21 protein-coding genes and 1 pseudogene are annotated in these 21,584 nt (G+C 62.6%); 7 read left to right on the top strand and 15 right to left on the bottom strand.

Going from position 1 to position 21,584, the window contains the following annotated elements; all coding sequences use genetic code 11:
* Positions 1 to 113: 113 nt before the first annotated feature.
* On the top strand, positions 114 to 1,781 hold the full coding sequence (locus tag AB7M32_RS21590; RefSeq protein WP_454251297.1) for a methyl-accepting chemotaxis protein: 1,668 nt from the start codon (positions 114 to 116) through the stop codon (positions 1,779 to 1,781).
* 106 nt (positions 1,782 to 1,887) lie between these two features.
* Here the strand turns inward: AB7M32_RS21590 and AB7M32_RS21585 are convergent, their stop codons facing one another.
* From AB7M32_RS21585 to AB7M32_RS21575, 3 genes are all read right to left on the bottom strand, one after another.
* Positions 1,888 to 2,124, bottom strand: a complete 237-nt coding sequence (locus AB7M32_RS21585) for a DUF2789 family protein (protein ID WP_454251296.1) — start codon at positions 2,122 to 2,124, stop codon at positions 1,888 to 1,890.
* An 87-nt stretch (positions 2,125 to 2,211) separates the two neighbouring features.
* Positions 2,212 to 2,442 carry a hypothetical protein gene (locus tag AB7M32_RS21580; protein WP_060741744.1) on the bottom strand — a complete coding sequence of 77 codons (231 nt, stop codon included), beginning with the start codon at positions 2,440 to 2,442 and terminating at the stop codon, positions 2,212 to 2,214.
* Positions 2,443 to 2,573: 131 nt separating this feature from the next.
* Complete coding sequence (locus AB7M32_RS21575) at positions 2,574 to 2,798, bottom strand: hypothetical protein (RefSeq protein WP_454251295.1); 225 nt, start codon at positions 2,796 to 2,798, stop codon at positions 2,574 to 2,576.
* Positions 2,799 to 3,226: 428 nt separating this feature from the next.
* On the opposite strand from AB7M32_RS21575, the gene AB7M32_RS21570 reads away from it, so the two are divergent.
* The 3 genes from AB7M32_RS21570 to AB7M32_RS21560 all read left to right on the top strand — a co-directional run bounded on the left by AB7M32_RS21570 (position 3,227) and on the right by AB7M32_RS21560 (position 5,575).
* Entirely contained in the window at positions 3,227 to 3,676 is a 450-nt protein-coding gene (locus AB7M32_RS21570; RefSeq protein WP_060741745.1) for a hypothetical protein, read from the top strand.
* A gap of 152 nt (positions 3,677 to 3,828) precedes the next feature.
* The gene (locus AB7M32_RS21565) at positions 3,829 to 4,839 is read left to right on the top strand and encodes an ABC transporter substrate-binding protein (protein WP_454251294.1); all 1,011 of its coding nucleotides are present in this window, start codon (positions 3,829 to 3,831) and stop codon (positions 4,837 to 4,839) included.
* Between the two features lie 298 nt (positions 4,840 to 5,137).
* Positions 5,138 to 5,575 carry a DUF3995 domain-containing protein gene (locus AB7M32_RS21560; protein WP_072404887.1) on the top strand — a complete coding sequence of 146 codons (438 nt, stop codon included), beginning with the start codon at positions 5,138 to 5,140 and terminating at the stop codon, positions 5,573 to 5,575.
* A gap of 201 nt (positions 5,576 to 5,776) precedes the next feature.
* Here AB7M32_RS21560 and AB7M32_RS21555 read toward each other — a convergent pair whose 3' ends face one another.
* The 7 genes from AB7M32_RS21555 to AB7M32_RS21525 all read right to left on the bottom strand — a co-directional run bounded on the left by AB7M32_RS21555 (position 5,777) and on the right by AB7M32_RS21525 (position 13,128).
* Positions 5,777 to 6,139 carry a Na+/H+ antiporter subunit G gene (locus AB7M32_RS21555; protein WP_454251293.1) on the bottom strand — a complete coding sequence of 121 codons (363 nt, stop codon included), beginning with the start codon at positions 6,137 to 6,139 and terminating at the stop codon, positions 5,777 to 5,779.
* The gene (locus AB7M32_RS21550) at positions 6,136 to 6,414 is read right to left on the bottom strand and encodes a K+/H+ antiporter subunit F (RefSeq protein ID WP_003202841.1); all 279 of its coding nucleotides are present in this window, start codon (positions 6,412 to 6,414) and stop codon (positions 6,136 to 6,138) included. Before AB7M32_RS21550 ends, AB7M32_RS21555 begins: the two co-directional genes overlap by 4 nt.
* Positions 6,411 to 6,899 (bottom strand): Na+/H+ antiporter subunit E, encoded by a 489-nt coding sequence (locus tag AB7M32_RS21545; RefSeq protein WP_454251292.1) that lies wholly within the window; start codon positions 6,897 to 6,899, stop codon positions 6,411 to 6,413. Before AB7M32_RS21545 ends, AB7M32_RS21550 begins: the two co-directional genes overlap by 4 nt.
* A complete protein-coding gene (locus AB7M32_RS21540; RefSeq protein ID WP_454251291.1) occupies positions 6,896 to 8,581 on the bottom strand; it encodes a monovalent cation/H+ antiporter subunit D in 1,686 nt (561 codons plus the stop codon). Before AB7M32_RS21540 ends, AB7M32_RS21545 begins: the two co-directional genes overlap by 4 nt.
* Positions 8,578 to 8,922: a Na+/H+ antiporter subunit C gene (locus AB7M32_RS21535; RefSeq protein ID WP_003202835.1), complete on the bottom strand. Its 345-nt coding sequence runs from the start codon at positions 8,920 to 8,922 to the stop codon at positions 8,578 to 8,580. The genes AB7M32_RS21540 and AB7M32_RS21535 overlap by 4 nt, the downstream gene beginning before the upstream one ends.
* Positions 8,922 to 11,846 (bottom strand): monovalent cation/H+ antiporter subunit A, encoded by a 2,925-nt coding sequence (locus AB7M32_RS21530; RefSeq protein WP_158454815.1) that lies wholly within the window; start codon positions 11,844 to 11,846, stop codon positions 8,922 to 8,924. Before AB7M32_RS21530 ends, AB7M32_RS21535 begins: the two co-directional genes overlap by 1 nt.
* A gap of 277 nt (positions 11,847 to 12,123) precedes the next feature.
* A complete protein-coding gene (locus tag AB7M32_RS21525; protein ID WP_454252185.1) occupies positions 12,124 to 13,128 on the bottom strand; it encodes a DMT family transporter in 1,005 nt (334 codons plus the stop codon).
* A 12-nt stretch (positions 13,129 to 13,140) separates the two neighbouring features.
* On the opposite strand from AB7M32_RS21525, the gene AB7M32_RS21520 reads away from it, so the two are divergent.
* Both AB7M32_RS21520 and AB7M32_RS21515 read left to right on the top strand, forming a co-directional pair.
* Complete coding sequence (locus AB7M32_RS21520; protein WP_072404875.1) at positions 13,141 to 13,704, top strand: helix-turn-helix domain-containing protein; 564 nt, start codon at positions 13,141 to 13,143, stop codon at positions 13,702 to 13,704.
* Positions 13,705 to 13,721: 17 nt separating this feature from the next.
* Positions 13,722 to 15,170, top strand: coding sequence for an FAD/NAD(P)-binding protein (locus AB7M32_RS21515; protein ID WP_454251290.1), 1,449 nt, complete (start codon positions 13,722 to 13,724; stop codon positions 15,168 to 15,170).
* A 152-nt stretch (positions 15,171 to 15,322) separates the two neighbouring features.
* Here AB7M32_RS21515 and AB7M32_RS21510 read toward each other — a convergent pair whose 3' ends face one another.
* The 3 genes from AB7M32_RS21510 to AB7M32_RS21500 form a co-directional block, all read right to left on the bottom strand.
* A complete protein-coding gene (locus AB7M32_RS21510; RefSeq protein ID WP_454251289.1) occupies positions 15,323 to 16,438 on the bottom strand; it encodes a Gfo/Idh/MocA family protein in 1,116 nt (371 codons plus the stop codon).
* Between the two features lie 231 nt (positions 16,439 to 16,669).
* Positions 16,670 to 17,437: an SDR family oxidoreductase gene (locus AB7M32_RS21505; protein ID WP_003180553.1), complete on the bottom strand. Its 768-nt coding sequence runs from the start codon at positions 17,435 to 17,437 to the stop codon at positions 16,670 to 16,672.
* A gap of 23 nt (positions 17,438 to 17,460) precedes the next feature.
* The gene (locus AB7M32_RS21500) at positions 17,461 to 18,528 is read right to left on the bottom strand and encodes a phosphotransferase family protein (protein ID WP_072404868.1); all 1,068 of its coding nucleotides are present in this window, start codon (positions 18,526 to 18,528) and stop codon (positions 17,461 to 17,463) included.
* Positions 18,529 to 18,723: 195 nt separating this feature from the next.
* Between AB7M32_RS21500 and AB7M32_RS21495 the strand changes: the two genes are divergently transcribed.
* Complete coding sequence (locus AB7M32_RS21495; RefSeq protein WP_072404866.1) at positions 18,724 to 19,119, top strand: DUF4280 domain-containing protein; 396 nt, start codon at positions 18,724 to 18,726, stop codon at positions 19,117 to 19,119.
* 172 nt (positions 19,120 to 19,291) lie between these two features.
* On the opposite strand, the gene AB7M32_RS21490 is transcribed toward AB7M32_RS21495, so the two are convergent.
* Together AB7M32_RS21490 and AB7M32_RS21485 are read right to left on the bottom strand one after the other, a co-directional pair.
* Positions 19,292 to 19,792, bottom strand: a complete 501-nt coding sequence (locus AB7M32_RS21490; protein ID WP_371857781.1) for a methyl-accepting chemotaxis protein — start codon at positions 19,790 to 19,792, stop codon at positions 19,292 to 19,294.
* A 372-nt stretch (positions 19,793 to 20,164) separates the two neighbouring features.
* A pseudogene (locus AB7M32_RS21485) lies at positions 20,165 to 21,319 on the bottom strand (FIST signal transduction protein); the annotation flags it as partial.
* Between the last annotated feature and the right edge of the window lie 265 nt (positions 21,320 to 21,584).

The raw sequence follows: 21,584 nt of genomic DNA, 5'->3' as shown, positions 1-21,584 counted from the left end.
GCGTTTTCCGAAAAAAGATCGCGACCTTTTGACGAAGGCCGCGATCTTTTGCTTTCGCCTGTGCCTGTTCGTCTACTTCCGTTGACCTGCTGCAAGAACACGACTAATGGACCATGGATAATGGCTCGGTAGTGGCGTTTAATGCGGTCATAACAACGAAAATGTGGGTGACGAACATGGCGACAGACGGAACGCTGGCGGGTGCGGTGCCGGCCTCGGTACCTGCGACAAAAAGCGCGGCACGCTGGCTGACGCCGACCTTGCAGAGCCTCGCCCTGGCCTTGCTGCTGTGCGGCATGGCCTTGGGCGGCTGGTCGCTGTACCTGGGCCTGCCGTTGGTCATGCTCATCGTCTGGTTGCCGCGCCTGCGTTCGCGCGTGGCCGCGGCACCCGCATCCACGACCGACACATTGGCCGAGCTGACCCGCGACCTGTCCTACACCACCAGCCATAACGCGCTGTCGGCGGCCGGTGTCGCCTATTCGGTCAAGCAACTGGCCGGCAAAGTCCAGTCCCAACTCGATGCGGCGGCGCAGATCGTCAGCAATGCCGAATCGATGATCGCCACCGAACAGGCCACTTCGCAACTCAGCCAGCAGGCCTTGGGCGCTGCCAGCGAGGCCCATCGCAGCAGCGTGGCCGGGCGTAGCGAACTGGTGGAGTCCATCAGCCGCATGCACCAGCTCAGCCAGCGCGCGAATGACAGCCGTGAGTTGATCGAAGCCTTGAGCGTACGCAGCGATGAAATCCAGCGAGTCAGCCTGGTGATCCAATCGATTGCCAGCCAGACCAACCTGCTGGCGCTGAACGCGGCCATCGAGGCGGCCCGCGCCGGTGAGCATGGCCGTGGGTTCGCGGTGGTGGCCGATGAGGTCCGCGGCCTGGCCGGGCGCACCGCCGCGGCCACCGGCGAAGTCGGGGTGATGGTGGCCGACATCCAGCAGCGCACGACCCAGGTGGTGGAGCAGATCCGTCAATTGGCCGCTGACCTGGACAGCGGCGTGCAGCAGGTGGAGCACACCGGCCAGCATCTGGAAAACATCGCCCGGCTCGCCGCCGGCGTCGAAACCCAGGTCAGTGCCATCGCCCAAGGCACCGATACTAATCGCGAACAACTCGACAGCCTGTTCCATGCCATCGAGCAGATGCGCAGCGACCTGTCCATCAGCGACCAGCAGACCCAGCGCCTGGCCGAGGCGGCGGTGCAGATGGAAGGCCAGGCCGAAACCATCAGCGAACGCCTGGCCGAGGTGGGGCTCGACGATTATCACCAACGGGTCTACGACCTGGCGCGGGAAGGGGCGAGCCAGATCGCCGCGCAGTTCGAGGCCGACATCGACCAGGGCCGTGTCAGCCTGGAGGACCTGTTCGACCGGAATTACCAGCCGATCCCCAATACCCAACCGGCCAAATTCCAGACCCGTTTCGACCGCTACACCGACCAGGTCCTGCCGGCGATCCAGGAACCGTTGCTGGCCCGCCACGAAGGGTTGGTGTTTGCGATTGCCTGCACCCAGCAGGGTTATGTGCCGACCCACAACAAGGTGTTCAGCCAGCCACTGACCGGCGATGCCCAAGTGGACACGTTGAATAATCGCACCAAGCGCAAATTCTCCGATCGCACCGGGATTCGTTGTGGCAGCCACCAGCAACCCGTATTACTCCAGACCTACACCCGCGACACGGGGGAGTTGATGCACGATCTCTCCGTGCCGATCATGCTCAAGGGCCGTCACTGGGGTGGTTTGCGGTTGGGCTACAAACCCGAGAAGCCGCGCTAGGCCTGATTGCAGATGGTGGGATTCCTGCCACCACAAGAGCTGCCTTGCACTCAGTCAAAGGTCCTGGCTGCCATAGCAGTCTTGGCTCTGGCCAAAGGTCTGGCTGCTATTTACCGTCGTGCAGCCGCACATTCAGTTGATCCACCAGCACCGCCTCTTCGCCGTCGGCCAGCAGCCATTCGCGCAGCAGGTCTTTTTGCTGGTCCGACCAGAAGTCGGCCTCCACCAGCTTGACCTCCGGAGCCAATGGGTGCGCCACGATGAAGTCGTCGATGGCGTTGCCGTCCGAGGGCAGGCCGAGTTGGTCGAACAGGGTGCTGAGTTCGTGAGAAGGCTGTTCCATGGAAGTCTCCTTTAGGTGGGGCGCCGTCGTGGCGCCTCGGGGCTTACCTTTATCTGAGGCAAGCAGTCATCAGGAGTTCGATTGGAATCAGGCTTTCAAGGCCCCTTCATCCACGGCGGCCTTCAACGCCCTGGCTGCTTCCCTGGCAGCCTCGGCCGCGAGTTGCGAAGTCTTGAACCAGCGATCCTTTTCCACCTGGTGGCAACTGACGGTGGTCAACGGTGGCTTGGCACGCATCACGATGACGGCCTGGAACTCGCCTTCGACTTCTCTGGCTTCGCCCCGGATAAAAAACTCGCCAATATCAAATTCCGTCACGTCGCGCCTTCTCCTCGAAACCATTATGGGTGCGCGATCCGCCGATTTACGACGATCTTCGCTGGGCGGGCAGTATGGCAGTAGTTGCCCATCGGCGGCTGAGTTAACTCATGTACGGACACATAAGCGTTTCAGGCGCTGTTTTCGAGGCGTCTGGCGAGGTAGCAGGCCTCGTTATGGTCGGTGCGGAATCCTCTTACACGTCCAGTCGATGTTTCTTCAATGTGAAAAAAACACTTGCCGGCCAAGACGACCCGATAACGCGGTTGAATCAACGAAATTGGCAGGCAATCGGCTCCGTCAGGGCTGTTGGCTGGTTCAACGATGCATGGTGCGTAGGTGGTGAAAGTGGCCATTGTGAATTCCTTTTCATGGTTTACCGACGAATTGCCGGGTACTTCGAGTAGTCTCCACGCCTTCGGCTGCTCTAGAATCGGCAGCGTCTTGTGGACGGTTGCGCCTATCTAAAGCAATTTTTTTTGGGCTCGATGTCAGAAAAATGCTTTTTTAAGTGAGAAATTTCCCTAAAGTTAGTAGTCCCATCTTTTCCGATGCTCAGAGTGGCGTTTTCCTTCAGCCTCTGGCGACCCCCCGGGAAAGACGGCGAGAGCGGCAACCTTTAGTCTGCTCTCGGCTCGGGACAGGGGCGCTCCGTTCATTTCGAATTTCAGTGACAGGTCCATTACGACACTACAGTCGGTACGGGTTCTCGTGGTCCGTCCTTTGCGCAGGGCGGGTCTTTTTCAAAAATGGGGATGTTTCCTTGGCAGTAAGTAATCTCGACATGCATGCGTTATTTGTACTTGGTGACCTGCGGGCAAAACTGGTCAAGCAATTCCAGTCGCGTTTCGTCTACATCACCGAGCAGACCGCCGAAGGTATTTATGTCGCCGAAATCGACACCGAGTCGGCCCTGGTGGTCGATGACAAGCCCAGGCTCGAGCTCAAGGTCGGTGATCATTTTCGTGCAGCGGTATTGCCCAGTCGCGAAGGTGGCAAGTTTGAAATCCGCTTTCGCGAAATCAAGCTGACGGTCTATGGCCTGGGCGATTACGCGTTCGTCACGACCCCTGGTGGTCACGCCATCCTGTTCAAGGAAGGCCACAGCGTGGTGACCGTGTTTGCGGCCAACGAACAGTTGCAGGAAGGCTTGACCAAGACCTTGAAGGCGGTGACCGCCAAGGCCGCCAAGTGGCGCAAGGGCGAGCTGGTGACTTTCAAGGCCAGCGAGTGACCGTTTGGCAGCCTGTGCGCCCAAACCACTGACAGTTTCGCAAGAACTCGCTGGAACCTCGGCTACAGTCAATTGACTGAACTATTCAGGGGCTTGCGTTCGGTTACGCAGGGCCGCTCAGCTATTGCTGTATCTGGCATGAGGTGCAAAGCATGAAACGAGTTCGACAGTGGCTGGCTGCCTGGGCCACCTTCGCTGTGTTGGTTTCACCCCTTCCGGTGTCGGCCGCCACGGCGCCGATCCACTTTGCCGACTTGAACTGGGAAAGTGGCAGCCTGATCACCGATATCCTGCGAGTCATCGTTGAAAAGGGCTATGGATTGCAGACCGATACATTGCCCGGCACCACCATCACCCTGGAAACCGCCCTGGCCAACAACGACATACAGGTGATCGGCGAAGAATGGGCCGGCCGCAGCCCCGTGTGGGTCAAGGCCGAGGCCGAAGGCAAGGTGGTCGCGTTGGGCGATACGGTCAAAGGCGCCACCGAAGGCTGGTGGGTGCCCGAGTACGTCATCAAGGGCGACCCGGCCAAGGGCATCAAGCCCCTGGCGCCGGACCTGCGCAGCGTCGAAGACCTGGCGCGCTACAAGCACGTGTTCAAGGATCCGGAGAGCCCCGACAAGGGCCGCTTCCTCAACAGCCCCATCGGCTGGACCTCCGAGGTGGTCAACAAACAGAAGCTCAAGGCGTATGGCTTGTCTGACAGCTACGTGAATTTCCGCAGCGGCTCGGGGGCGGCGCTGGATGCGGAAATCAGCTCGACGATCCGCCGGGGCAAGCCGATCCTGTTTTACTACTGGTCGCCCACGCCGCTGCTCGGGCGCTTCAAGCTGGTGCAGTTGCAAGAGCCGCCGTTCGATGCCGAGGCCTGGAAAACCCTGACCGATGCCGATAACCCCAACCCGAAGCCGACCCGCTCACTGTCCTCGAAACTGTCGATCGGTGTCTCGGTGCCATTCCAGAAGCAGTATCCGGAGATTGCCGAGTTCTTCAGCAAGGTCGACTTGCCCATCGACCCGTTGAACAAGGCCCTGGCCGACATGAGCGAGAAGCGCACGCCGCCCCGTGAAGCCGCCGAGGCGTTCCTCAAGGCCCATCCTGAGGTCTGGCAGGCCTGGTTGCCCAAGGAGGTCGCCGACAAGGTGTCCGCCGGCCTCTAGTGTCCTGTATCACAAATACTGTTCCTTTTGACGGCGTCTGTTGTCGTGATGCTGCGTTGCCGTTCCTCGCCATAGCGGGCTATGACTCATCGCGGCGCCTTGCCTGACGACAACAGCCACTCGCCAAAAAAGAAACGTACTTGCGAAACAGGACACTAGGGTGGCGCGCGTGCCAGCGGGTTGAACGCTTGATCCTGGGCAATGAATCATTCACTGGAAACTGGCAACCTGCGCCCGTCCAGCGAAATGCCAAATTCGAGCTAGGATGATTGTTCAACCTTTTTCAGGAGGCTGGCGAATGACGCTTTTATTGGCTCGGTCGCTGGTCGCAGTGTTTGCGACCATCAGCTTGATTCATTTGTATTGGGCCCTGGGTGGGCGGTGGGCGGCCCTGGCGGTGGTGCCCCAGGTGCCGGTGAGGCAGGGGGAGGCGCTGCGACCGGCGTTCGACCCCTCGGGCTGGCTGACGTTGCTGGTCGCCCTGGCACTGCTGATGATTGCGCTACTGGTGTGCCTGCGGGTCGGCCTGCTGGCCCAGCCGGTCACCCATCGGGCGTTGCAGTGGCTGATCAGTGCGATCGCCTTGCTGATGTTCGCCCGGGCCATTGGCGAGTCGAACCTGGTGGGCTTCTTCAAGGAGGTCAAGGGCTCCACCTTCGCCAGGCTCGACACCTGGGTCTATTCGCCGTTGTGCGTGGTGCTTGGGGCGGGGTTGCTGACGGTGGCGTGGGCCTGAACGGCAGTGCAAGGGTGGGAGGGACTTACACAAGACGACCCGTTTTTGTGGCGAGGGAGCTTGCTCCCGCTGGAGGGCGCAGCCCTCCCAAAAGCTGAACACAAACAGCCTGACACTCCGAGGTGACAGGTCTCGGGGCTGCTGCGCAGCCCAGCGGGAGCAAGCTCCCTCGCCACAAGGGTGTTCGCCTCAAGGTAGCGGTCAGCCGTCCTGTCCGGTTCGGCGACTGCTCACTTCCGCCGGCACATCATCCCCCGCCATGCGCTTGCGGAACAGTGCCGCCCGTGCCAGCAGCAGGGTGGTCACCGGTACGGTGATCGACAGCAGGATCGGGGTCAGCCAGGCGTGCAACACCGGCCCGGACTTGAGCGCCGAAAAATACACGATCGAGGCCAGCGCCACACACCAGGCCCCCAGCGTGGAGGCCAGCGCCGGTGGGTGCATGCGCTGGAAAAAATCCTTCAAGCGCACCAGGCCGATCGCCCCGGCCAGGGCGAAAAGGCTGCTGAGTACCAGCAGGATCGCCACCGGGATTTCAACCCACATCGACAGCTCGCCGTTCATTCGATCACCTCGCCACGCAGCAGGAACTTGGCCAGGGCAAACGAGCCGACAAAGCCGAACAGGGCGATCAGCAGCGCCGCCTCGAAATAGGTGTCACTGGCATAACGGATGCCCAGCACCAGCATCATCAGCATCGCCACGATGTACAGATAGTCCAGGGCCAATACCCGGTCCTGGGCCGAAGGGCCCTTGAACAGCCGCCACAGGGTCAACACCATCGCCAGGGAGAACAGGAACAGGCTCAACAGGATCGCATTGGACAGCAACGGGCTCATTCGAAAATCTCCATCAACGGGCGCTCGTAGGTGGCCTTGAAATGCGCGATGAATGACGCCTCGTCGGCCAGGTCGAACACGTGCATCAACAGGATGCTGCGATCCAGGGCCAGTTCCGACCAGACGGTCCCGGGAATCACCGTGGTGATCATCGACAGGGCTGCCAGGCCGTTGGCATCGCGCAGGTCCAACGGTACCTTGATGAATCGCGAGCGAGGTGGCCGGCGCCCGGCGTTCAGCACACTCCAGGCCACCGCCAGGTTGGACACCAGCACGTCGCGGCCCACCAGCAGGAACAAACGCAACACCACCCACGGCCGACGGATACGGATAGGCCTCGGTCGCAACGGGCGCATCATCAACGGGGCCAGGAACCCCAGTGCAGCACCCAGCAGCAGATGGCCGGCGCTGAGGGACACGTTCAACACCAGCCACAACAAGCACAGCGCCAGGGACAACCACGGGGCGGGAAACAGGCGTTTCATGGCTGCACCTCCCGCAACGCGGCGCGGGTTTCGGGGTTGGGCACGGCGCGGGTGGCAAGTACCGACATCACGTAATGTTCCGGGTTGTTCAGCGCATCGGCGGCGGATTGGGTGTAGCGCAGCAACGGCTCGGCCTTGAAAGTCAGGGCGATGCCCAGGGCCAGGAGCACGACGATCGGCAGGCATTCGAACGGCCGCAGCAATGGCGAGGGTCGCTCTTGCGGCGTCCAGAAGCGCTGGATGCCCAGGCGCGAGAAGGCGATCAACGAGGCCAGCCCCGACAGGATCAATAACGCCAACAAGCCCCAGGCCTGGTTCGACACTGGCGTCCCGGCACTGGCTTCGAGCCCCTGGGGATTGAGCAGGGCACTGAGCAGGCTCAGCTTGCCGATGAAACCCGAGAGCGGCGGCATGCCGATGATCAACAGCGCACAGAAGATAAAGCTCAAGCCAAGGAACGCCATGGTCCAGGGAATCACCTGCCCGACCACGGCTTTTTGCTCGTCATCCAGGTTGATGCCCTTGGGCGGCTGCAAGGATTCCAGCGGTCGCGGCAAGGTATCAAAGTCGTCGTCCAGGGACAGTTCATTGGCCGAGCGCGAACGTTCGATCAGTTCGGCCAGCAAGAACAGCGCACAGAGCGCCAGGGTCGAACTCACCAGATAGAACAGCGCCGCACCCACCAGGTTCGGTTGGGCGAAGCCGATGGCCGACAACAGGATCCCCGCCGAGACCAGGATGCTCAGGCTCGCCATGCGTTCCAGGCGCTGGGCGGCGAGAATGGCGATGGCGGCGCAGACGATGGTCGCCATGCCACCGTAGACCAGCCAGTCGGCGCCGAAATACGCCGAGGCGCCGGCCTGGCCGGAGAACAGCAGCGTCCACAGGCGCAGAATGGTATAGACGCCAACCTTGGTCATGATCGCAAACAGCGCCGCCACCGGTGCGCTGGCGGCGCTATAGGCCGGCACCAGCCAGAAGTTCAGCGGCCACATGCCGGCCTTGGCCAGGAACGCCACCGCGAGAATGCCTGCTCCGGCATGCAGCAAGCCGCGGTCGGCCTCCGGCACCAGCGGGATTTTCAGGGCCAGGTCGGCCATGTTCAACGTGCCGGTGACGCCATAGATCAGCGCCGCGCCGATCAGGAACAATGACGAGGCCAGTAGATTGATGGAGATGTAATGCAGGCCCGACGACACTCGCGCGCGGCCCGAGCCGTGCAGCATCAGGCCGTAGGAAGCCGCCAGCAGCACTTCGAAGAACACGAACAGGTTGAACAGGTCCGCCGTCAGGAAGGCGCCGTAGAGGCCCATCAACTGGATCTGGAACAGCGCATGGAAACTGGCACCGGCGCGGTCCCAGCGGGCCGTGGCGAAGAGCAGTGCGCTGACGCCGATGATGCCGGTCAGTACCAGCATCAGCGCCGACAGGCGATCGACCACCAGGACGATGCCGAATGGCGCCTGCCAATTGCCGGGCAGGTACACGCCAATGGAGGCGGGCAAAGCCTGGTCCTGGGTCCAGTAGAGCAACAGCACGGCGATGCCCAGGCCCAGCAGGCTGGAAAACAGATTGATCCGGGCCTTGAGCGGGCGGTGCTTCTCGCCCAGCATCAGCATCACCGCGGCGGTCAGCAGCGGCAGCAGGATGGGCGCGGCGATCAAATGGGGTGTCACTATCATTCCTTGGGCTCCCGACCGTCCACATGGTCGGTACCGGTCAGGCCCCGGGACGCCAGCAGCACCACCAGGAACAGCGCGGTCATGGCGAAGCTGATCACGATGGCGGTCAGCACCAGCGCCTGGGGCAGCGGGTCGGTGTAGTGCAGCAGGTCCTGGGGTACGCCGTCCTTGATGATCGGTTCCTTGCCGATGAACAGGCTGCCCATGCTGAAGATGAACAGGTTGACGCCATAGGACAGCAGGCACAGGCCCATGACCACTTGGAAGGTCCGTGGCCGCAGCACCAGCCAGACGCCGGAGGCGGCCAGTACGCCGATTGCGATTGCGATGACTTCTTCCATCAGACGGTGGCTCCTTTGACGGGGGCGATGGGTTTGGCTTGCAGGCCCGGCTTATGGGCCCGCACCGACTGGTGAGCCAGGGCGGTGAGGATCAACAGGGTGGAACCGACCACCACGGCGTACACGCCAATGTCGAAGAACAGCGCACTGGCCAGGTGAATGTCACCCAGCAACGGCCATTCGAAATGCCAGGTGTGGGTGGTCAGGAACGGATAACCCACGGCCATCGCCCCCAGGCCGGTGGCGGTGGCGAACAACAGCCCGGTGCCCATCCAGCGCAGCGGGCGCAGGCTCATTTGCGCCTCGACCCACTGGGTGCCGGCGACCATGTATTGCAGGATGAACGCCACGGACATCACCAGCCCGGCCACGAAGCCGCCACCGGGTTGGTTGTGGCCGCGCATGAACAGGTAGAACGACACCACTAGGGCGATCGGCAGCAGCAGGCGCACCAGCACCGAGGGCACCATCATGAACCCCAAGGCGGTGTCGCTGGCATGGCGCGGGTTGACCAGGTCGGTGACCACGTCCGGCGCCAGCAGGCGCTGTTGCGCCGGTAGCTGCATGCTTTCCTTCGGTGGTCGGAAACGCCGCAACAGGGCGAACACCGTCAGGGCCACCGCCACCAGCACGGTGATTTCCCCCAGGGTGTCGAAGCCACGGAAATCCACCAGCATCACGTTCACCACGTTGCTGCCGCCGCCTTCGGGCAGGGCGCGGCTGAGGTAGAACGAAGAAATGTCGTTGGGCGTCTGCCGCGTCAGCATGGCGTAGGACAGCAACGCCATGCCGCCGCCCACCGCGATGGACAGCAGCAAGTCCCGCAGGCGCCGGATGCGCGCGCGCCGCTCGCTGTTGGGCAGTGGCGAGACGTCCTCGATCCGCCGTGGCAGCCAGCGCAGGCCCAGCAGGATCAGCACCGTGGTCACCACTTCCACTACCAATTGCGTCAAGGCCAGGTCGGGGGCGGAGAACCAGACGAAGGTCACGCAGGTCATCAGGCCGCAGACGCTGACCATGGTCAGGGCCGCGAGCCGGTGATACTTGGCCTGCCAGGCTGCTCCCAGGGCACAGATGATTGCCAGCAGCCACAGGGTGACGAAAACGATGGAGCCGGGGATCTTCGGCCGGTCGCCCCAGACCAGCGTGCTGTGCAGCATCGGGATCAGCCCCGCGAGCACGGCGGCCAGGACCAGCCAGAACAACTGGGCCTGCAGGCGGCGGGTGCTGATCCGTCGTTCCAGGCGCCGGCCCTGGCGCATCATCAGCACCAGGCAGCGCTCGAACAGGCGCTTGCCGCTGAGTCGGCCAATGAACGGCGGGTGCTTGATGTGGCCTTGCCGGAACTGATTGCGCAGCAACAGGTACAGGACGATGCCGCCGGACATCGCCACCAGGCTCATGATCATCGGCGCGTTCAGGCCGTGCCAGATCGCCAGGCTGTACTCAGGTAGCGTGCCGCCCACCACCGGCAACGCGGCGGCCGCGAGCAACGAGCCGACCACCTGGGCCGGAAAAATCCCCACCAACAAGCAGGTGAACACCAGCAACTCCACCGGCGCACGCATCCAGCGCGGTGGTTCGTGGGGGGTATGGGGCAGGTCGGTGGCGGTGGGGCCGAAGAACACATCCACGGTGAAGCGCAGGGAGTAGGCGACGCTGAACGTCCCGGCGATGGTGGCGATGATCGGCAGCGCCAGCTCGATCCAGGCGGTGGCGGAAATGAACACCGTCTCGGCGAAGAACATTTCCTTGGACAGGAAACCGTTGAGCAACGGTACCCCGGCCATGGCCGCGCTGGCGACCATGGCCAGTGTCGCGGTGAACGGAATCAGCCGCACCAGGCCGCTGAGCTTGCGAATGTCGCGGGTGCCGCTTTCGTGGTCGATGATCCCGGCGGCCATGAACAAGGAGGCCTTGAACGTGGCATGGTTGAGGATATGGAACACCGCCGCCACGGCCGCCAGTGGACTGTTCAGGCCCAGCAACAGGGTGATCAGCCCGAGGTGGCTGATGGTGGAGTAGGCCAGCAAACCCTTGAGGTCGTTCTGGAACATGGCGCAGTAGGCGCCCAGCAGCAAGGTACAGGCCCCCGCGCCGCTGACGATGTAGAACCATTCTTCACTGCCCGACAGCGACGGCCATAACCGTGCCAGCAGGAACACCCCGGCCTTGACCATGGTCGCCGAGTGCAGGTAAGCCGACACCGGCGTGGGGGCGGCCATGGCGTGGGGGAGCCAGAAGTGGAACGGAAACTGGGCGCTTTTGCTCAGGGCGCCGATCAGGATCAGCGGCAACAGGATGGGGTAGAGGGCATGGGCACGGATCAGGTCGCCAGCGGCCAGGACCTTGTCCAGCTCATAGCTGCCCACAACATGGCCGAGCAGCATCACCCCCGCCAACAGGCAAAGCCCGCCGGCACCGGTCACCATCAAGGCCATATAGGCACCGCGCCGAGCGTCGGCGCGGTGGTGCCAGTAGCCGATCAACAGGAACGAGAACAGGCTGGTCAGCTCCCAGAAGAACACCATCTGGATCAGGTTGCCGGAGATCACCAGCCCGAGCATGGCCCCCATGAACGCCAGGAAGAAGGCGAAGAAGCGCGGCACCGGATCGTCTGGCGACATGTAATAGCGGGCGTACAGCGACACCAGCGTACCGATGCCCAGCACCAGCAACGAAAACAGCCAGGCGAAACCGTCCAGGCGCAGCACGAAATCCAGGCCCAGGCTGGGCAGCCAGTCATAGTGCTCGCGGATCACGCCGCCGTCGGCGATCTGCGGGTACAGCAAGGCCACCTGAACGGTGCCGGCCAGGGCGACGAGGCCGGCCAGCAGGGATTCGGCGTTACGGGCGTTATGCGGCAGCAGCGCCGCGACACAGCTGCCGATGAAGGGCAAAAGCAATAGAACTATCAGTGACATAGGCTTCTATTCGGCGGGAGGTTGTGAGGGATCATACGTGGCGTATTCCCGATCACCAACCGTGAGGGTGTCGCAGAATCCTACAAGGTAGGCAGTGTTTTCCGAATTTGCGTTCTACATATCATCCGTGGCGAGGGGGCTTGCTCCCGCTGGGCTTGTGTAGGAGCTGCCGAAGGCTGCGATCTTTTGATCTTTCGCTTGGGGTTCAAGTGTCTGGGGAAAGATCGCAGCCTCGTTGCACTCGTCAGCTCCTACACAGGCTCAAACGCCCCCGGCCTCACTGCTCGCGCTCAAGCACCTCATCCACCTTGATGGTGTCTTTATTGCGGGTCTTCAGCTCACTGACAATCACCGCCGCCACGATCAGCGCCGCGCCGAACAACGCGATCGCTGGCAGTCGCTCGCCTGCCAGGCGCCCGGCGATGCCGGCCCACACCGGTTCGCCGGCATAGATCAGCGTGGCGCGGGTCGGCGAGACGCTTTTCTGTGCCCAGTTCATCGCCACCTGGATCGCGGCGCTGGCGGCGCCCAGGCCCACGGCACTGACCAGCAGCAACAGGGAAAAATCCGGGATCGCTTCCTGGGTCGGCACCACCATCAGGAACGCCAGCACCGCCGTGCTTGCCAGTTGCACCACGGTCACCCGGCGCACGTCGACCTGGCCGGCATAGGCGCTGATCAGGATGATCTCGGCGGCAATCGCGATGGCGCTGATCAATGTGGCGATTTCACCGGGACTGAAATTCAATGAAGCGCCCGCCGGCCCCGACACCAGCATCAAGCCGGTGAACGCCAGCATGATGCCGATGCTGGGCATCAGCCCAGGGCGACGGCCCAGCACCAGCCATTGCAGCAATGGCACGAACGGCACGTAGAGCGCGGTAATGAACGCCGATTGGCTGCTGGGAATGGTTTGCAGGCCGACGGTCTGCAGACCGTAGCCGAGCATGATGGCCACGCCGATGAAGCACCCGGCCTTGAGTTCGAACAGCGTCAGGTCGCGCAGGTGCCGCCAGGAAAACAGTGCGACGAGCGCGGCGGCGGCCGCGAAGCGCAGGCCGACGAAAAACATCGGTCCGCTGACCGTCATGGCGTGCTGTACCAGCAAGAACGTTCCGCCCCAGATCATGGTGATCAGCACCAGCACGCATTCGGCCTTACTGAACCGGGAGAAACGGGAGGAAGCTTGAGGAGAATTCACCGATGCCATGACCTTGCGCGCTATTTGAGGCGGACGCACAATGCGTCCGAAGTTGGGCAGTATAATGCGCAGCCCTACCATGTGAGCAATATAGTGCACAAAGCATCCGGCCAGCGGGCTTCCGTCCTGCAACACGTCAGCCAGAACATCCGTCGCCTGCGCCATGCCGCGCAGCTCAGCCAGACCGCGCTGGCGGAATTGTCCGGGGTCAGCCGGCGCATGCTGGTGGCCATCGAGGCGGGGGAAAAGAACGTCAGCCTGACCACCCTCGACCGTGTCGCCGAAGCCCTCGACGTGGCCTTCAGCGATCTGATCCAGGCCCCCGAGGCGCGTGACCCGAGTCGCATCAACGAAGTGGCCTGGGCCGGCACCATCCCCGGCAGCAAGGCCGTGTTGCTGGCCAAGGCCACCGCCAGCCGTGAAGTCGAGCTTTGGGAATGGCGCCTGGAGCCCGGCGAGCATTACCATTCCGAACCCGACGCCGATGGCTGGAGCGAGCAGCTTTACGTCTTCGAAGGTTGCCTGACCTTGCTGTTGGGCGATGAAGCGCGCCAGATCGGTGCCGGTGAGTTTTTCATGTTTGCCAGCAACCAGCCCCATGCTTATCGCAACGATGGGCCGGTGGCGGCGAGATTCGTACGCAACGTGGTGATTTGATTCCTGGGGAGAGCGGTATGGACACAGCGCTGGAACGACAGGGGAGTGGCCTCATCCGCGAAGCCGATATCCTGATCATCGGCGGCGGCCTGAGCGGTACCATGCTGGCCGCGCAATTGCTGCGCCTGCCGGGCCGGCGCGAGGTGCTGATCGTCGAGCCGCGCAGCGAGCTGGGCCGAGGCGAGGCCTACAGTGCCGTGGAGCTGGGGCACACCTTGAACGGCAACGCGGCGCGCATGAGCGTCGACCCGGACAACGCCGATGACCTGACCCAATGGCTTACCGCGTTCATCGAGGCCGGCGGCTGGCCCGAGTCGGATCAGCAGCACGTGCCGATCAGCGAGTTGTTTCCACCTCGGGGAATCTTTGGTCTGTATGTGCAGCAACGCCTGGCCGAGGCTCGCGAGTTGGGCGCAAAAAACAGTTCGACTGCCGAGCATGTGCGCGGGGAGGCAGTGGACCTGCGGCTTGCCGACGATGCCGTGATGGTTACGCTTGCCGACGGCCAGGTCTTGCGGGGCGGTTTCGCGGTACTGGCCACCGGTATGTTCCCGGCGGCGCGCACCCCGCAAACCGAATCCAGCGGCTTGAATGCCGCGGCCCTGGATCCCTGGGATGTGGCCGCGATGCGCCAGCTCGATCCCCAGGCCACGGTGCTGATCATCGGCTCGGGACTGACCATGGTCGACGCCGTGGTGTCCCTGGAGCAGGCTGGGCACCGTGGCCCCATCGAAGTGTTTTCCCGCCATGGGCTGTTGCCCCACGTGCGCCGCCAGCCGCCGGCCTGGGTGGATTTCCTCGCCGAAGATCACAGCCTGCGTTCGCCACGCCAGTTGATGCGGGCCCTGCGTGAGCAATGCCGCCAGGCTCAAGCTCAAGGCATCGATTGGCAAGCGCCGCTGGACACGGTGCGTGCGCATATAGGGCGTTTGTGGAACCAGGCCAGCGAGGTGCAGCGCCGGCAATTCGTGCGGCATGTGCGGCCATGGTGGGAGAGTCATCACCATCGTTCGCCGCCGTTGAGCGCCGAGCTGGTGGCGCGTTTGCATGGGGAAGGGCGGTTGCGGATTCAGGCGGCGTCGTTCAAGGGGCTGGTGTCTTCTCCCGAGGGCGCAGTGGGTATTCACATCCGCCGACGGGGCGAGGCCGGGCTGACCGTAGTGCAGGGCGCAGCGTTGATCAACTCCAGTGGTATCGAGTACGACTGGCGCCGCGTTGCGCGACCGTTGCCGCAACAGCTGCTGGCCCGGGGGCTGGTCCAGCCGGGGCCGCTGGCCCTGGGCATCGCCGCCCGTGCCGATGGTGCGGTGCTGGATGCCGAAGGCAGACCCGCCGAGCGCCTGTTCGCCATGGGCCCGCCACTGCGGGGGATGTGGTGGGAAAGCACCGCCGTGACCGACGTGGCGAGTCAGGCCAAGGCGTTGGCGGGGCGGTTGGTTGAGCTGGATACCCAGGCTTCAGAATGAATGCGGTCCCTTGTGGTGAGGGGATTTATCCCCGCTGGGCCGCGCAGCGGCCCCAAATTTAGCCTGACACACTGAGGAGGCAGTTTTAGGGGCGCTTCGCACCCCAGCGGGGATAAATCCCCTCGCCACAGGGGGAGCTCTAAAGTGAGCGGCTATAGCTCGCTGACCTTGACCCAACGCTCCTCCCGCGCCGCGATGCGTATTGCCGCCGCCAGCCGTTCCACTTCCCAGGCCTCATCGAAGTCCGTGCCGCTGCCGCCTTCGCCAGCGAGGGCCATGATCAGTTCCTGCACCTCCAACGTCTTCAATTCGTTGTAGCCCAACTGGTGTCCGGCGGCGGGGCTGAATGCGGCATAGCCGGGCAATTCCGGGCCGGCCAGCAGGCGTTGGAAACCTGGCTGGCCGACGCGACACAGGCGCAGTTCGTTCAGCCGCTCCTGATCGAACGCCAGGGTGCCGAGGGTGCCGCTGATCTCGAAACTCAGGTGGTTCTTATAGCCATGCTTGAGCCAACTGCTGCTCACCGTGCCTCGGGCGCTATTGGCGAAACGCAGCAGGGCGTGGACGTGGTCGTCCACCGCAATGGCCCGTTGTTCGGCATTGCCGGCGCTGGCAGGGCGTTGGTGATGCACGGTCTGACTGTCGGCGCACACGGCCTCGATATCGCCCAACAAGTGTCGGGCCATGGCCAGCAGGTGGCTGCCCAGGTCGGCCAGTGCGCCACCGGCGTGGGTCGCTTCGCAACGCCATGACCACGGCGAGGCGGGATCGGCCATGAAGTCTTCGCTGAACTCACCCTGGAAGCTGATGATCTGTCCCAGTTCGCCGCGTTGGATCATGTCCCGCGCCAGTTGGATGATCGGGTTGTGCTGGTAGTTATAGCCGACCCGGGTCACCACCCCGGCGGTCTTGGCCGCCTGGCGCATCTGCTCGGCCTGCTCCAGGGACACCGCCAGGGGCTTTTCACAATAGACCGGCTTGCCCGCCGCCAACGCCGCCATGGCCATCGGGAAGTGCAGGTGGTTGGGTGTGGTGATGGCGATCAGGTGAACCTTCGGGTCGTCGATCAGCCGTTGCCAGTCGCTGTGGGCCGTCTCGAACCCCCAACTCTGGGCGCACTGCCGGGCACGCTGTGGATCGGCGTCGGCCAGGGCCGCGAATGTCAGGTTCAGGGGGACGTCGAACACCGCTTTGGCATTGTGGAACGCCAAGGCATGGGCACGGCCCATGAAGCCGGTGCCAATCAGACCGATGCCGAGTTCACGCATGAGAAAGAGCCCTTTGAATTGTTATTTTCAGAAGGTTCTTTATGGAATAAATATTCGCTAATTGCAAATGTTGGAATAAATATTCATTTCTTAGAATGCAGAGGATCCCTTGTGGGAGCGAGCTTGCTCGCGATGGCGGAGTGTCAGTGAAAAAGCTCTTGGCTGATATACCGCCATCGCGAGCAAGCTCGCTCCCACAGGGTTCTCACAGGTCTTCCATGGCGTTCGCTATCAGGACAGGAACCCACCATCCACATTCAACGCCACACCCGTGGTGTAGCTCGACGCATCGCTGGCCAGGTACAACACCGCGCCGGCCATTTCGCTCGGGTCGGCCACGCGCTTGAGGGGGATCTGCGCCAGGGCGGTTTTCAGGATGGCGTCGTTCTTGACCAGCGCCGAGGCGAACTTGGTGTCGGTCAGGCCCGGCAGCAAGGCGTTGCAGCGAATGCCGAACTGCGCACACTCCTTGGCAAAGACCTTGGTCATGTTGATCACCGCGGCCTTGGTCACCGAATAGATGCCCTGGAAGATCCCCGGCGAGATACCGTTGATCGACGCCACGTTGATGATGCTGCCGCCGCCGTTTTCGCGCATCAGCTTGCCGGCTTCCACCGACATGAAGAAATAGCCGCGGATGTTCACGTCCACGGTTTTCTGGAACGCACCCAGGTCGGTGTCCAGGACGTTGCAGAACTGCGGGTTGGTGGCGGCGTTGTTCACCAGGATGTCCAGGCGCCCGAACTGTTCGCGGATACCGGCGAACACCTGGCTGATCTGCTCCATTTCCCCGATGTGGCAGGCGATAGCGGTGGCTTTGCCGCCGGCGGCGATGATCGCATCGGCCACGTGCTGGCAACCGTCGAGCTTGCGGCTGGACACGATCACATGGGCGCCTTGCTGGGCCAGCAGTTTGGCGATGGCTTCGCCGATACCGCGGCTGGCGCCGGAAACGAAGGCGATTTTACCGTCGAGGTCGAACAACTGGGTCTTGGACATGCTGTTTCCTTGTGATGGGGCGCTCAGAGCGTGGATTTACCGATGACCTGCAGGCTCATCTGCTCCAGCAGTTTGTTCATCTGAACGAACTGCGCGAAGCGTTTGTCCTGGGTCTGGCCGTGGAAGAAGCGGTAGTAGATCTGCTGGACGATCCCGGCCAGGCGGAACAGGCCGTAGGTGTAGTAGAAGTCGAAGTTGTCGATGCGGATCCCGGCGCGCTCGGCGTAGTAATCGACGAATTCGCGGCGGGTCAGCATGCCGGGGGCGTGGCTCGGCTGGCGGCGCATCAGTTGCACCGGCGCCGGGTCGTCCGCCTCGATCCAGTAGGCGAGGCTGTTGCCCAGGTCCATCAACGGGTCGCCCAGGGTGGTCAGTTCCCAGTCCAGCACACCGATGATCTGCATCGGGTTCTCGGGGTCGAGGATCACGTTGTCGAAACGATAGTCGTTGTGGACGATGCTCGACGTGGGGTGGTCGGCGGGCATCTTGTCGTTGAGCCAGGCCTTGACCGTCTCCCATTTCGGCGCATCGGGGGTCAGGGCTTTTTCGTAGCGGTCGCTCCAGCCACGGATCTGCCGGGCCACGTAGCCTTCGGGCTTGCCCAGGTCAGCCAGGCCACAGGCGTTGTAGTCGACGCGGTGCAGTTCGACGAGCCGGTCGATGAAGCTCTTGCACAGCGCTTCGGTGCGGGCGGCGTCGAAACCCAACTCCGGCGGCAGGTCGGAGCGCAGGATGATGCCCTTGACCCGTTCCATCACGTAGAACTCGGCGCCCATCACCGACTCGTCAGTGCAATGCACGTAGGCTTTGGGGCAGTACGGGAACGCTTCGCGCAATTGGTTGAGGATGCGGAACTCACGGCCCATGTCGTGGGCGGACTTGGCCTTGTGGCCGAACGGCGGCCGACGCAGGACGAATTCCTGTTCGGGATATTCCAGCAGGTAGGTCAGGTTCGACGCGCCACCGGGAAACTGGCTGATCCGTGGCAGGCCGGTCAGGCCGGGAATGTGGGCCTTGAGGTACGGGTCGATCAGGTTGGCATCGAGTTCTTCACCGTCGCGCACGCGGGTGGACTGATCAGTAAACGCCATGCTTATCCCTTCTGCTTATTTTGGAGGCCATCGATCATTGGCTAATCTAATGGCGCGTGGGGGGCGTCACAAGCACGCCAGGGTCTTATAGGTTAGCGTGTTGCCGGATAATCAGCGGGCTTGATGCATGGCGGCGTGCGCGTCGGAAGCGGGCGAGCTATGGTTTGGGGGAGTCGCTGTCAAAGGAGCCACGCGATGGGATGCCCGCAAGTCTGTAGCACCGCGACCCTGCAATGCAGCTTCGGCGCAGCCCCGGCGGTGCTCAATGTGCTGCCGGTCAATCGCCTGCTGACCGGCGGGATGCCGGCGGCGAACATCATGGATCACATCCCGCTGGTGAACATCACCACCTTCGGCATGTGCATGAGCCTGGCGAATCCCACCGTGGCCGCCGCCACCGCGGCGGCCCTGGGCGTGCTGACCCCCATGCCCTGCATCCCGGCCACTGCGGCCCCATGGATCCCCGGCGGCGCACCGACCTTGCTGCTGGGCAACATGCCGGCCATCGATGCCAACAGCACCTTGATGTGCACCTGGGCCGGGGTGATCAAGATCGTCGTGCCGGGGCAGGTGCAGATGTTGATTCCCTGACGGTGACGCCTGTGAACAATCACAAGTTCCCTGTGGGAGCGAGCTTGCTCGCGATAGCGGTAGATCAGTTTGCGGTGATTGACTGTGCCGACGTCATCGCGAGCAAGCTCGCTCCCACAAGGGGAATTGTGGTGGTCACTCAATTTCGATCCATCGCCGGGGCGACTCGGCCTCAAGCATTGGCGTGGGTCAGCCCGGTCAAGGTGTCGGCGATGGCTTTCGTGCGTTGTGCCGTGCCTTCGGTGGTACGGCTGGAGTCTTCCAGGGCATCGAGCATCTCCCGCAGGGCGCCCACGGCGACGGACTGGTCTTCGATCTGTTGGGCAACGCCTTGGATCTCCGTCGAGAGCAGGCCGATGTCCACGCCGATTTCCGCGGCATTCTGGCGGGTGATTTCCGCAAGTTTGCGGACCTCATCGGCCACCACCGCAAAGCCTCTGCCCATCTCACCGGCCCGCGCTGCTTCGATGGCGGCGTTGAGGGCCAACAGGTTGGTCTGGCCGGCGATTTGCTGGATGACCTGTACGATCGACTGGATACGCAAGCTTGAGCTGGCGAGCGCACGGGCACCCACCACCGCTTCACCTGCTTGCGTGGCAAGCTGCTCGACGGTGGTGCCGGCCTGCTCGGCGACGCTGTTTTGCCGGTCGATGGTGCCCGTCAGGTCATCCATCGACAGGTGCAGTTCGCCGGAGTAATGCTTGATCTGCGTCGCCATCAGCGCTTGTTGCTGGCTGGCCTGCGCCAATACCTGGCCCAGGTCCGTCAGGCCGTCGAACACCGGCAGGATCGTCTGGTCCAGGCCGCGAGTGTCCAAGGCGCTGCTGAAGTCATTCATCTTGAACGCCATGATCTGCTTGACCACAACATGGTTCAGGCCCGCCAGCTTCTTGATCTGGCGGCGCAGGAAAAACGCCTTGAACTCGCCATAGTGGGTGATGAAGTGATCGACGTACTCGTCGACAAAACCGGCGCCCTTGGTGACCCTGAAGAAGAAAATCGCCGTGAGTGTCTGGTTAAGGTTCAAACCGAGGATTTCACCAAACGTCGAGAAGCCGGCCAGAGGCACATCCCCGAAAATACCGGCCATGCTGCCCAGGTCGCTGCTGTTGTTGAGCCGGCGCAGGATGCAATCGTTGAGAATGGCGGCCACCGGCCGGCCACCCTTGCCCTTGAGGAATTTCTCGTAGTCGAGCCGGGTCGCCTCGCGCAGGGGCGTGCGCTTGACCATCACCAGCTCTTCGCCGGGCGCCACGTCGCAGAACAACTGGATGATCTGCTGCTGATGGTCGATGCGGGCAATGGAACGGACGAACAGCTCATCACCCACGCGGATGGCGAATGAATAATCGGCCAGCTTCTTTTCCAGCGCCTGGGCACTGCACTCGAAGGCATCGCACAGCGCCTGGACCATGCTCTTGATGTTTCCACGGCTGTCGATGACCTGGTCGATGGTGCGGTCTTCGACTGATGCGGTGAGCACGCTGAATGTCAGCCCGGCAGGTTGGAAGTTCTGGCTCTTGAATACCCCGAAGCGCACATCCGCCGCGGTTTTCAGAAAGACGATCTGCGCATGGTTCTGGTAACTGCGCTGCCCATCACTGATCAGGGTCTTCTTGAAATCCGCCTTGCCACCGGCTGAGCCGCCAACGAACAGGCAGGGGAAACGGCCTGATTCATAGAGCGCTTCCATAAAGAACGATTCGGAAGCCGAAAGACCATCGAACACCACGTAGGCCAAGGTATCGCGATGGTCAATGGGCGTGCTCACCTGCGCCTGCTTGATGTTATTCACCAACCGAGCGATTCGCTCACGCATGGCCAGGCGCTTGCCGCCACCGCGAATGTCCTCGCACTCCAGAGGCACCATCACCACCTCGGCCGACGCAATCACACTGGCGTCGAACAGCTGCAGCACCACCCGATCCCAGGTCTCGCCGGTCTGGCAGTACAGCGTGTTCGCACCGTTGCACAGTTCACCCGACGTCGTGCACAGGCTGATGGCGCTTTGGGGAAAACGCTGCTTGACCTTGGCGGCGACCCGGTCGATGTCCAGGTGAGGGGAGACAAACCCGGCGATCAATACCGGTGTGATGCGTACGTTGGCCAGCGCCTGGTCCAGTTCGTTCAACGTGCAGGCCACGCTGACCGCCCCTTGTGTGCGGGCTCGGGCTTTGTTGAGGAGATTCGATAGATTCATGGCGGGACTCGGTTGAGCGCGACGTGACGCGTACGAGGTATGCGTGCGGAGTCCTTTCCCTGTAGCGATCACGGCTGGGGACTTGTATGGGCGTGAGCTTGTGCTATTTGCGGGGGCGGTCCATAGGGGCTTTTGGTTGGGGGTTGCTCCGTCTGTTGGATAGCGACTTTCGTATTGGTCCTGGGAAACCTGCGGAAAAATCAGTATTTGCAACCGCTGAATACTGGATAAAAAACTGTAGGAGCGAGCTTGCTCGCGATGACGT

It is taken from the genome of Pseudomonas sp. R151218B TE3479 (assembly GCF_053629195.1).
The sequence above is the reverse complement of the archived record's forward strand: the minus strand, read 5'-3'. Positions and strand labels throughout refer to the sequence as shown.